The organism is Janthinobacterium rivuli (assembly GCF_029690045.1).
GTDB classification, from domain to species: Bacteria; Pseudomonadota; Gammaproteobacteria; order Burkholderiales; family Burkholderiaceae_D; genus Janthinobacterium; species Janthinobacterium rivuli.
The window spans coordinates 1,403,913-1,415,899 of record NZ_CP121464.1 but is presented as its reverse complement, the minus strand read 5'-3'; the positions used below and the strand labels follow the sequence as shown (position 1 = coordinate 1,415,899).

Here is an 11,987-nt window from a genome sequence, read left to right as displayed (position 1 = left end):
AACAATACAAAACGGCGCCACTGGCGCCGTTTTTTTATTTCACAGGCTTGCCATCGGCGCCGACCACGGCCTGGCCGTCTTCCTTGGCAAACGCGCCTTGCTGCGGCAGCGGCAATATCTCCAGCACTTTTTCCGACGGCCGGCACAGGCGCACGCCCAGTTGCGTGACGACGATGGGGCGGTTGATCAAGATAGGATGGGCTTGCATGGCGTCCAGCAGGACCACATCGCTGAGCTCAGGATTGGCCAGGCCCAGTTCGTCGTACAGGGCACCCTTGTCACGCATCGCCGCGCGCACGGACAAACCCGCGCGTGCGATCAGGTCGACCAACTCTTCACGCGAAGGCGGGTGCTTGACGTAATCGATGATGACGGGCTCGACGCCCGTGTTGCGGATCAGGGCCAGGGTATTGCGCGAGGTGCCGCAGGCCGTGTTGTGGTAAATCGTGATCGTCATGTCGTGATGTCCTTCAGTTAGTGGGTTCGCTGACGCAACAAGGCGCGCCAGCGCAGCAGTTCTCGGTCAAGAAAGCCAGCAAGCCGTTCATGCCCGCATAATTGGCGGCATAGATGATGGAGCGCCCTGCCTTGCTTGCCGTCACCAGATTGGCGTGCGCCAGTTCTTTCAGGTGAAACGACAGCGACGAGGGCGCGATTGCCAGCGCTTCGGCGATTTTCGTCGCCGCCATGCCTTCCGGCCCCGCTTGCACCAGCAGGCGGAACACGGCCAGCCGCGATTCTTGTGCCAGCGCAGCCAGGGCTGCGATGGCGGCCGCACTCGTCAATGGCGCAGTTTGCGTTGCGATTGTCTTTTCATTTTCCATATTTCAATAATAGTCGAATTATTGAATCGTTTCAAGCGACACCTCTTACGTAACCCAGCGCACCGACTGTCATGGTCTATCGGTCTATCTTGAAGAAAAAATCACTGCGATTGGCATCCCCATGACACGCTCAACCCCGCTCAAAATCCTCGGCTGGAGCTTGGCCGCCCTGCTGGCCCTGATCGCCATCGTGGCCATCTTCGTGCTGACCTTCGACTGGAACCGCGCCCGCCCCTACATCAACGAGAAGGTGTCGGAAAGCACGGGCCGTACCTTCGTCATCGGCGGCGATCTGCAGGTGAAATGGCAGCAAGGCCTGAAAACGGAACCGGGCTGGCGCCGCTACGTGCCGCGCCCCGTCATCAGCGCGCAGGACGTGCGCATGAGCAACCCGGACTGGGCGACGGCCGGCCCGCAACTGGCCAGCGCGAAACGCATCGACGTGGCCATCCATCCCTTGCCCCTGTTGCAGCATCGCGTGGTGCTGACGGACCTGGCGCTAGCCTCTCCCAACATTGCCCTGCAGCGGCGCGCCGATGGCAGCAACAGCTGGACCTTGAAAGACAACGGCCCTTCGGCATGGGACGTGGAAATCCAGCGCATGGCCTTCGGCGACGGCGTCATCCGCTACCTCGACGAAGGCATCGCCCTCGACGTGCACGCCAAGGTCAGCTCGACGGCGCCCGACGCCACGCCCGGCGATGCGCCAGGCAACGCTCCCGTGCAGAAATACGGCATCGCCTTCACCTTGGGCGGCAGCTACCGCAAGGCACCCGTGACGGGCGGCGGCAAGGCCGGCGCGGTGCTGTCCTTGACCGACAACAACACCGTGTATCCCGTGCAGGCGCATGCCGTGCTGGGCAAGAACAAGGCCAGCATCGACGGCACCTTGACGGATCCACGCTCATTGTCGGGCATCGATTTGCAGCTGAGCCTGGCCGGCGCCAGCATGGCCGACCTGTATCCGCTGACGGGCGTACTGCTGCCGGAAACGCCGGACTACGCGACCAAGGGCCGCCTGCTGGGCAAGAAGGACGGCGCCAGCTGGAACTGGACCTATCAAAACTTCAAGGGCACGGTGGGCCAGAGCGACCTGGCTGGCACCCTGCAATATTTGCCGCGCCAGCCGCGCCCCCTGCTGCGCGGCGAAGTGACGTCGCAGCAACTGCGCCTGGAAGACTTGGGCCCCACCATCGGCGCCGACAGCAATGCGCGGAAACAGGCGCGCGGCAAGGCGCCCGTGCAACCCGATAACAAAGCCTTGCCCGTGGAACAGTTCAACACGGCCAAATGGAATGCGCTCGACGCCGACGTGAAATTCACGGGCAAGAAACTGGTGCGCACGCACGATATCCCGCTCAACAATGTCGTTGCCAACATCCACATGAAAGACAAGGTGCTGAGTTTGACGCCGCTCAACTTCGGCATGGCCGGCGGCAACATCACCTCGAACATCACGCTCGATGGCCGTCAAAAGACCATCGCCGCGCAAGCCAAGGTGGCGGCGCGCCACCTCAAAATTCGCGAACTGTTTCCCAAGCTGCAATCGATGCAAGCGAGCTTCGGCGAAGTATATGGCGACGCGGCGCTGACGGGCCACGGCAATTCCGTCTCGGCCATGCTGGCCAGCGCGAATGGCGAACTGGCGGCCACCGTCAGCGAAGGCTCCGTCAGCCAGTTCATGCTGGAACTGGCCGGCCTGAACCTGGCCAACGCCGTCTTCGTGAAAATCTTTGGCGACAAACAAGTCCACCTGAACTGCCTGGCCAGCGATTTCGCCGTCACGAATGGCCAGGCCGACGTGCGCCGCTTCGTGCTCGATACGGACACGGCCGTCGTGAATGTCACGGGAAACGTCAACCTGGCCACCGAAACCCTGGACCTCGACGTGCGCCCCCGCACCAAGGGCGCCCGCATCATCACCCTGCGCACGCCGCTGTACGCGAAAGGCACGTTCAAGAACCCGGCCGTCGGCCCGCAAAAAGGTCCGCTGGCCCTGAAAGCGGGCGCCGCCGTAGCCCTGGCCACCGTCGTCACGCCACTGGCCGCCCTGCTGCCGCTGGTCAACGTCGACAAAGCCCCCGACACGGACTGCGCCGCCGTCATGGCGCAAGCCAACGCCACCCGCAAGGCCCCGACTTCGCCGGCGACGAATGCGCCAGCAAAAAAAGTCAGCGAAGCGGAGATCAAGAAGGCGCAGCAGGAAAAGAAATAGAGGTTGATGCAGCCGCTTGAAACCCGCCCCGCCATCTGCTGTAATAAAGAAAAGCGGGGTGTGGCTCAGCCTGGTAGAGCGCTGCGTTCGGGACGCAGAGGCCGGAGGTTCGAATCCTCTCACCCCGACCAAATTTCTTTTTTGCAAATCAAGAACTTAGAAAAGCCACAGCTACTGGGCTTTGTCATTTTTAGTCCGTTAGTGGCAAATTAGCGTAGCTGTTCGGTGTTCCACTTCTAGTATCGGTTCGCCGTGGCCGCCGACAAACGGCAGATTGGCTGGCCCGAGGCGGCATGTTCGTCGCGTCGAGCACGAGGCTCGTTTCGCCCTCTTGCATGGTTCTGACTCCTTGAATTGATGGAGGCCGATTCTGGATGCCAAATGATCAGCAATGAAAAATGGGAGTAAGTAGCGCACTTACGTACAATTTCCTGAATTGGCATGATGAAGTTGTTTCATAGTAGTTTGACACAGAGCTCTGACCGTCCACTCGAACGAGCCCAACAGGTTCGTCAGCAGCGCGACACAACGCATAAACAATCTCAACTGGAATCCCCAGGCTCGGTCTGGCCGGAATCGCACCCAGCGCCAATCGGCCGGCTTCGACTGATAGTCGTAGAGGCAAACATTGCCAGGTCAACAGCACTGCATCAGCCTGCTCGAACCAGAATACAGCCGTGAGGACAGGTGTTCCATGATTCACCTCGCCCGCCGTTCGCCAGCATGACGGAAGTAAGCTGATCCCCTAAATACCCCGAAGAAACTAATGATGATATTGTCCAAAAACAAGATGGGTTCGGAACTATCAAAGCAAAATGGTATCTCGGAATAGACAATCCGTACGTCTGCAGCTTGGCTTGGTTAGCAGCCTCATCCGGGCAGAGTTGAGAGGCTGGCCGCGTAACGGTGCGCCGATTTGACCAATTAACGGCCCTCGTCTTGTTTGGGCAATGGAAAACAATATGCCGCATGAACATGTTGCCGCGCGTACCGCCCTGGTATTGGAGACGAATAACCTGCGCGGCGGCGCCGGCCTGGATGCGGCCGGCGCCAGCCTGCTGCATGTGATCGGCCTGCTGGCGCAACAGAGCGTCGCACTAAGCGCACTCGCGCAAGTGATCGTCACGCACGACGGCTTGTGCGAGCGCATTCGCACAAGCGCGGAGCGCCTGGCGGGCCGCGACATCGACTTCGTGCGGATCCATGCCAGCACCGGCTACTACCAGGCCAAGAACGACGGTTTCGACGCCGTCCATGCCGACCGCTGCGACTACGTCTGCTTCGCCGACGCCGACTGCAAGCCCGAACAAGACTGGCTTGAACAGCTGATCGCGCCGCTGACGGACGCAGCGCCACCGGCAGTGGTGGCCGGCCGCACCAGCTACGCTGCCACTGTGGCAGGCACCGCCCTAACCACGATTGACTTCATGTACTTCCCCAGCCAGCTGCTAGCTCGCGCGACGCGCAACTTCTACGCCAACAACGTGGTGTTCTTGCGCGAGCTGTTCGCGCAGCACCGCTATCAGCCACTCGACGGCGTGTATCGCGCGCACTGTCAGGTGCTGGCCCTGCGTCTCCAAGCCGCAGGCGTGGCTCTGCACTACGCCGTGCGGGCGCACACCGTGCACAAGCTGCCCGATACCCGCTTCGAGCTGTTCAAATTACGCTGGATGCGCGGACAGGACACGCTCGGCTTGACGCCCCACCTGGTGCGCACCTATCTGCCACGGTCCATGCAATGGCTGGCAAATAGCGGCCCTGTCGGACCGCTCTGTGTGCTGACGGCGCGGCTGTGGTACAGCCTGCACGCACTCAACCATCAGGATGCAACGCCGGTGCGCGGCCTGCGCTGGGTGTCGGCCGTCGTTCTGATCGGGTTTTTTTCCGGGCTGGACATGCTTGGCGCACTGTGCCGGGGCCTCGGCATCCGCAGCGCTGCCGCCGAGGGCGCCGACGCACAATCGCTGTCCTACCATGAACGCTAACCACGGGAAACCCTACCATGACCTTGCACCGTTCCTACACCACTTTGCAATGGGCAGCCCTGAGTTTGCTGGCGCTGACCGGTAGCGCCCGCGCCACCGACTTGGAGGGGCGTGGCGTTCATTATTTTGCATCAGCCAGCGGCTGCCCGCTTCCCGAGGTGAACACGCATGCCGAGATGTGTAACCGCATCGGCCTCGACGACCAGGCCACCACGGCAGCTGTCGACACCAGCTCGTACCAGATTCACTTCAACAACGCCCGCAGTTATGGCAAAAAGACCATCGTCGGCGACGTGCTGTTGCAAGGCTCGGCACTGGACGAAGCGGGCCGCCGCGTACCGGTCAGCGTCCACCTGATACTGAGCAAATCCGGAGACAGTTGGTCAGTCAGCAGCCATGCGCATACACCGGTCAAGGGGGCATTCAGCGCGGTACGTATCGACCCCTATCTGGTGGACGTGCCGGCAGCAAGTGGCCGACGTGTGCTGGTATCGTTCGAGCAAGCCACAAAGCTGGTGTCCGATCCCGCCCTGGCCGCGCGCCTGTCCAGCCACCTGGTACAGGTACGTGACAACCGCGGCGCGAAGCCGGGCGATCCCGACATCACCATCACGCTCGGTGCAGGTAAGGTAGCCAAGCCTGTGATGCGCGCACGGCTGCACAGCGATCCGCCAAGCGCCGGCAACGCCGGCGCCCTGCTGGCGCACGGCACTTGGTCATTCGAGCTCGAAGCGCTGACCGGCAAAATCCCCAACCAAGTGGTCCAGCGCGAACTGTTCCTGTACGGCCTGAGCGACCACCCGCTGCTCAAGCCGCTGATGAAGCGTGGCTTCGCCGCGCGCGACAAGCTGACCATCGGCGCCGTGCACGGCCAGGGCTACCTGCGTTACGGCGACCAGCAACAGGCCTTTGCCGGGGCCGGCAATGCGGCGGCGGCTTTCCTGCAGCAAAGCTTTATCGGGCTCGTGCTGGGCAATCAGCTGGCGGCGGGCGATGCGCTTGCACGCTGATGGATGGCCGCTGCCGGCCCGCTTGGCAGCGCCGCCACTATGCGGCTTGCCGGCCATGCAGGCGCGCTGGGTCGACCACATCAAGCGTGCCGCCCTGCGCCAACTGCATGCCAGCGTGGCCGGTGAACGGCTGCTGTTGCGTATCTACCTGATAGGCGAGGAGGCCAGCGAAATCGCGCTGCAGTCTGACCTGCTGGGCCAGCCGCCGGCTTGGCTGGCGCGACAAATGGAAAAGCACCTGGCGGACGAACGGCGTCATGCTTCGCTGTTTGCGGCTGCGCTAACGGCGCGGGGCGGGATAGCGCCGGTGCCTTTGTCCGCGCGCCCCGATGCGCTCACCCTACGCAAGATCGCGCAATGGCGCACACTCGCGCATCGCTACAGTAGCAGCTTTTCCGCAGGCCACCTCATCCCGGCGTTCGCTATCGGCTTGTGCGCCGAACAGACGTTCACCCGCGTTCTGCGGCGCCATTGCGCGCTGATTGGCACAGTTCATCCGCTATATCCCCTGTTGGTTGGTGTGCTGAGCGATGAAGACCGCCACGTTCGCTTGTGCCAGCATACGCTGGCACGTCTGGTGCTGCCGTCCGAACACGGGAGCCTGGCATCGCTGCTCGATGAGATTCGCGCCATCGATCGTGCCTGGGGCGTCTCCAGCGCGCTCATCATGTATCTGGCCGGCGCCGCGTTGCGGCTGTGGCCCGCACGTCCATGAACACCATCAAGGTGACCTATCTGGCAACGGCCGACGCCCGCGGTCACCTGATGCGCGCGCAACTACTCACGCATGCGTTACGCGAATACGGCGCCGATGTCGATGTACTGACCACATCGGACGAAGGCGTCGCTTTCCTGGCCGGATTCGGCATCACTGCGCAAGTGCTGTCGCGCCACTACGCAGTCCAGTTTGACACCCGGCAAAACATGCTGTCCGCAGAAACCGACGCAAATATCGCCAACTATCTGTTTCGACCGTCGCGGATGTGCCGCGACATGATGCAACTACGCATCGCTCTGCGCAGCGCAGACTTAATCATCAACGACTCATTTCACCCGGCATTGCTGTTCATGGGCTGCATGCCGGCATGGCGGGGCAAGGTGGTACACATCTACGGCACCAGCTTGCGGCAGGCGGTTCAAAACAATTTTTCCGGGCGACTACCAGCTATCCTCTCACGCCTGTTCCATCGCATCGTCGGATGGCAGATCAACGCCAGCTTAGCGCGCATTGAGCACGACTTCAGCTACGAGGCGACTTGCGACGGCGCCACATTCCGCCTGCCGACTCCGGTCGTTGTGGCCGCGCTGTTTGACGCCGCAGTGCCGCGCGTGCAGGCATGCGCAGCCGTCTACCTCAATCCCCATTTCCGAGACCCCTGCCTGGCCGATGGGATCGAAACCGGCTTGCTCCTCGCCGGCATGCACGCAACGCTGGTCGGCGAGGGCTATGCCGGACGCGCGCGATGGAAGGCGCAGGACGCCGACTGGGTGCGGCAAGCTGCCGCCAGCAACCTGATCGTCTCGGCGCCCGGCATGGCGGCGTTGTCGGTGGCGCTGGTCTACGGTCGGCCCATCGTTCTGGTGCTAACCGAGCAGCCGGAGCAGAAAATCAACGCAGCGCGCGCGGCGGCGCTGGGGCTGGCGCATCGCATCGTCGTCTGGCGCGGCGACGCGCCAACGTTCGCCCAAGACCTGTGCAGCGCGTGCGCCGATCTGCTACAAAGCGCCCCCACCTTGCCTGCGCCGGACGGCCGCGCGGTAGCCGGCGCACGCCTGCAGAGCTGGGTAGCGGTGCTGTACGAGCTGGCCGCGCGGTCTGTCCACCGATGAGGCGTCCATCATGAGGCCCCCATTACCGGCGCATCTCACAACGATCAGCAATCCGCGCGCACTACTCGCCGTCGCGCTTGACTGGGCGCTGATTGCTGCCTGCTTCGCCGCGGCTATCCGCTTTCCCTATCCGCTGGTGTTCGTGCTAAGCGCGGTCCTGGTCGCCCGCACCCAGCTCGCGCTAGCCGTTCTGATGCATGAAAGCGCTCACGGTACCCTGCTGTCGCATCGGCGCCTGAACGACATCGCAGGCCAACTGTTCGCGGCAGCGCCACTTCTGCTGGTGATGGATTTTTATCGCAGCGGCCACTTGCAGCATCACCGTGCACCGATGGTAGCCGACGATCCGGTCGCCACCATATTCGGCATCGACGACTACCCCGTGACGCGTAGGGAATTGGTGTGGCGTTTGTTCAAAGATGCCACCGGCATTGGATACTTCCTCAGCGCGCGCAATCTGGTGCGCGCCAGGCTGCGTGGCCGCAATCCGCATAAGGCTGCCGGCCACAGCAAGAGGTTCTACGCAATCGCCAGCATCGTTGCGGTACAGGGCGTGATGATCGGCCTGCTCGCGGCAGCGGGACATGCAGCGCTGTATTTCGGGCTTTGGATCTTACCAGCGCTGACCTTGCTACCGCTGTTCGGGCGCATACGCGCGATCACCGAGCACGCGGGCTACCGGGCGTCGGAAGATCAGCGATTCAGTGCGCGTACCGTCGTACGGCGCAGCTGGCAAACTTTTTTCGTCGGACCGCATCGTATCCATTACCATATCGAGCATCATGAATATCCACACGTACCCTTCTATCGCCTGCAGCAGGTGCATGCGCTAATGGCGCAACAAGGCCGCCTGCCGGCGGCCAACTTGTATCGATCGTATGGACAGGTGCTGAGAGACGTCAGCCAACTCAAGCAAATTGCTGAACACTGACCGCATGCTTTGCATTCGAACACGATCAATGTCTGAGCTAAGCGTTGATTTAATTTTGAATACCCTGACGGTGGAGTCGCGCCAAGTGGAATTGCCGCGGCCCGACCATGTCGGCGTATCGGATTTTCTTTGCTTTTCAACGTATAAGCAAGTTCGAATCCTCCCACCCCGACCAGCATCCTGAAATGCCATCGGCATCCTTCCTTATCTGAATTCGCGTGACAAGTCTGCGTCGCTGGTTGATATAAATTTCTGAGAAGACGTCCAAGCCATGATGAACCATCCGCCGGAGCAAGCGGCAAGCAAGAAGAAAGCCTATCTCCTTGGACTGCTCATCGGATTTCTCCCGATCCTCGCCTTTTTCCTGCTCCTGATCGATCACCCGACTGAGTTGATTGGGATATTCACCGGTATCAGCGTGCCTGATTTCAATGACCGGCCGCTGAAAATCCCACTTGCATGCCTCGCTCTGGGCCTGTTTATTTTGGCATGGGTCAAGCTGGGGAAATCAGGAAGAATAACTATAGGCGAACAGTATGGATTGCTTTTTATTGCAACACTCATTGTCGTGGTGCGGTTCTTGATTTTTATGCATCAGCTAGGGGAAGCATTGAGAGGCATGGCTTGGTAATTAATTCGAAGGAAGTCCACCAGCCAAAGCAGGCTTAAGACAGGCAGAAGGGAATTCGAATACTTTTATCCAAAGCCACATTGTCTTCTTGTCTCCTTGTCTGCGCAATCTTCAGGCACCTTTACCCGCGCGTTAGCGTGCGCCCGCGAAGTGTGATATTAATTAAATAGTTGATTAATTAAACACTTCTCGCGCAAAGGCCTGACCGATGTCTTTCCTGATAGTTCTGGCCGCACTGGCCTTCCTGATGCTGGCCGCCTACCGCGGCTATAGCGTGATCCTGTTTGCGCCCGTCGCCGCGCTCGGTGCCGTGCTGCTCACCGATCCGTCCGCCGTGCCGGCCGTCTTCAGCGGCATCTTCATGGAAAAGATGGTGGGATTTATCAAGCTGTATTTCCCCGTCTTTTTGCTCGGCGCCGTGTTCGGTAAACTAATTGAACTGTCCGGCTTTTCACAGTCCATCGTCGTGGCCGCCATTCGCTATATCGGCAGTGCGCGCGCGAATGCCGTCATCGTGGCCGTGTGCGCGGCGCTGACTTACGGCGGCGTGTCGCTGTTCGTGGTGGTGTTTGCCGTTTACCCGTTCGCAGCCGAGCTGTACCGCCAGAGCAATATTCCCAAGCGGCTGATGCCGGGCGCCATCGCCCTGGGCGCGTTCTCGTTCACCATGGACACTTTACCAGGCACGCCACAGATCCAGAACATCATCCCCACCACCTTTTTCAACACCACCGGCTGGGCCGCGCCGTGGCTGGGCACTATTGGCGCCGTGCTGACGGTGATCATGGGACTGGCCTTCCTCGAATGGCGCAGGCGCTCCGTCATGGCGACGGGCGAAGGTTATGGGGCCGAGACCGACAAGGCCACGGCCGACGTGGGCGACTTGCCCCATCCGCTGCTGTCGGTGGCGCCTCTGGTGCTGGTCGGTGTGGCCAACTTTGCGCTGACCAAACTGATTCCCCAATGGTATGGCGACAGCTACGTGCTCACCGCCGAAGCCCTGCCCGGCTTGCATGCGCCCGTGTCGACGTCGATAGCCTCCGTGACCGGTATCTGGGCCGTGGAAGGCGCCTTGTTGCTGGGAATTTTGCTCGTCTGCATTACCGCCTTCGGGCGCATCCGCGCCGCCTTTGCCGAGGGCACCAAGGCGGCCGTGGGCGGCGCCTTGCTGGCTGCCATGAATACGGCGTCCGAATATGGCTTCGGCGGCGTCATCGCGGCCCTGCCCGGCTTTCTTGCCGTCAGCAACACCTTGCGCAGCGTGCCCGATCCGCTCGTCAACGCGGCCGTGTCCGTCACGACCCTGGCCGGCATCACGGGCTCGGCCTCGGGCGGCATGAGCATCGCGCTGGCCGCCATGTCGGACAGTTTTATCCAGGCCGCGCAGCAGGCGCATATTCCGCTCGAAGTCATGCACCGCGTGGTGGCCATGGCCAGCGGCGGCATGGATACCTTGCCGCACAATGGCGCCGTGATCACCCTGCTGGCCGTCACGGGCCTCACGCACCGCCAGTCCTACCGCGACATTTTCGGCATCACCGTCATCAAGACGGTAGCCGTGTTTTTAGTAATCGGTATTTACTACCTGACAGGGCTGGTATGATCGCGTCTTCCCCGACGCTCACTCGCACCGCTCCATGAATCATTTCCAGGTATTGATCGCTGCGGTCTCGGCCGTGGTGCTGTTTTTGTACAGCTTGCAAGCTTTCAGCCGTGAACTGCAAGCGATGGGCGGCGCGGGCATGCAAGCCTGGCTGGCCAGGGTCACCACCAACCGCTGGTATGGCTTTCTCGTCGGCGCCATCGCCACGGCGCTGGTGCAGTCGAGCAGCGCCACGACGGCGCTGGCCGTCGCCCTCGTCGATGCGCAAGTGATCAGCTTTGCGGGCAGCCTGGCAATCCTCTTGGGGGCGAATGTCGGCACGACGGCCACGGCCTGGCTGGTGTCGATGAAGCTGACGGGCATCGGCCCCCTGTTCATCATCGCCGGCGCCCTCGTCTCCAGCCTGCCCAGCAAGATACAGGCGCTGGGCAAGGCGGCGTTTTACTTTGGCTTGATCTTTTTCGCGCTGGACCTGATTTCGAGCGAACTCAAGCCGCTGCAGGCGCAGCCGTGGTTCGTCGATACCCTGGCGCAGGCGCGCGAACCGTGGATCGCCTTGCTGATGGGCGCGCTATTTACGGCGCTGGTGCAATCGAGCAGCGTCTCCACCGGCCTGGCCATCGTGCTGACGCAGCACCAGCTGATCCCGGCCGAGGCGGCAATCGCCATCGTCGTGGGCGCCAACGTCGGTTCCACCTCGACGGCGCTGCTGTCGAGCCTGCAGATGAGCGCCAACGCGCAAGCCACGGCCAAGGCCAATTTCCTCTTCAACCTGGCCGGCGCGCTGGCCTTCTTCCCCTTCATCCCCGCCCTGTCGGACGCCTTGCTGCCGCTGGCCGGCACGGCCGTGGCGGCCGCCCACCTGATTTTCAACCTGTGCGTGGGCCTGTGTTTCCTCGTGTTCCTGCCTTACCTCCAGCCGCGCCTGATGCGCTGGCTGAAGGCGGCACCGGCCTGA

At 61.8% G+C, this 11,987-nt stretch carries 11 protein-coding genes and 1 tRNA gene; 10 read left to right on the top strand and 2 right to left on the bottom strand.

The window, feature by feature from the left end; genetic code table 11:
- Nucleotides 1-34: 34 nt before the first annotated feature.
- Both arsC and P9875_RS06405 read right to left on the bottom strand, forming a co-directional pair.
- Entirely contained in the window at nucleotides 35-457 is a 423-nt protein-coding gene (gene arsC / locus P9875_RS06410) for an arsenate reductase (glutaredoxin) (protein WP_278317876.1), read from the bottom strand.
- Between the two features lie 13 nt (nucleotides 458-470).
- Nucleotides 471-824: an ArsR/SmtB family transcription factor gene (locus P9875_RS06405; RefSeq protein ID WP_200880310.1), complete on the bottom strand. Its 354-nt coding sequence runs from the start codon at nucleotides 822-824 to the stop codon at nucleotides 471-473.
- Between the two features lie 121 nt (nucleotides 825-945).
- Here P9875_RS06405 and P9875_RS06400 point away from each other — a divergent pair, with 121 nt between their 5' ends.
- The 10 genes from P9875_RS06400 to P9875_RS06355 all read left to right on the top strand — a co-directional run bounded on the left by P9875_RS06400 (nucleotide 946) and on the right by P9875_RS06355 (nucleotide 11,987).
- A complete protein-coding gene (locus P9875_RS06400) occupies nucleotides 946-3,039 on the top strand; it encodes an AsmA family protein (RefSeq protein ID WP_278317875.1) in 2,094 nt (697 codons plus the stop codon).
- Between the two features lie 54 nt (nucleotides 3,040-3,093).
- Nucleotides 3,094-3,170: transfer RNA gene (locus P9875_RS06395), tRNA-Pro, on the top strand.
- Between the two features lie 831 nt (nucleotides 3,171-4,001).
- The gene (locus P9875_RS06390; protein ID WP_278317874.1) at nucleotides 4,002-5,024 is read left to right on the top strand and encodes a glycosyltransferase; all 1,023 of its coding nucleotides are present in this window, start codon (nucleotides 4,002-4,004) and stop codon (nucleotides 5,022-5,024) included.
- 17 nt (nucleotides 5,025-5,041) lie between these two features.
- Entirely contained in the window at nucleotides 5,042-6,034 is a 993-nt protein-coding gene (locus tag P9875_RS06385; protein ID WP_176390451.1) for a hypothetical protein, read from the top strand.
- Between the two features lie 55 nt (nucleotides 6,035-6,089).
- Nucleotides 6,090-6,749, top strand: a complete 660-nt coding sequence (locus P9875_RS06380; RefSeq protein ID WP_341353818.1) for a hypothetical protein — start codon at nucleotides 6,090-6,092, stop codon at nucleotides 6,747-6,749.
- Nucleotides 6,746-7,864, top strand: a complete 1,119-nt coding sequence (locus tag P9875_RS06375) for a hypothetical protein (protein ID WP_099400745.1) — start codon at nucleotides 6,746-6,748, stop codon at nucleotides 7,862-7,864. The genes P9875_RS06380 and P9875_RS06375 overlap by 4 nt, the downstream gene beginning before the upstream one ends.
- A gap of 10 nt (nucleotides 7,865-7,874) precedes the next feature.
- Entirely contained in the window at nucleotides 7,875-8,795 is a 921-nt protein-coding gene (locus P9875_RS06370) for a fatty acid desaturase family protein (RefSeq protein ID WP_278317873.1), read from the top strand.
- Between the two features lie 271 nt (nucleotides 8,796-9,066).
- Nucleotides 9,067-9,426 (top strand): hypothetical protein, encoded by a 360-nt coding sequence (locus tag P9875_RS06365; protein ID WP_278317872.1) that lies wholly within the window; start codon nucleotides 9,067-9,069, stop codon nucleotides 9,424-9,426.
- A gap of 208 nt (nucleotides 9,427-9,634) precedes the next feature.
- Nucleotides 9,635-11,029 carry a GntP family permease gene (locus tag P9875_RS06360; RefSeq protein ID WP_278317871.1) on the top strand — a complete coding sequence of 465 codons (1,395 nt, stop codon included), beginning with the start codon at nucleotides 9,635-9,637 and terminating at the stop codon, nucleotides 11,027-11,029.
- 34 nt (nucleotides 11,030-11,063) lie between these two features.
- A complete protein-coding gene (locus tag P9875_RS06355) occupies nucleotides 11,064-11,987 on the top strand; it encodes a Na/Pi cotransporter family protein (RefSeq protein ID WP_051959398.1) in 924 nt (307 codons plus the stop codon).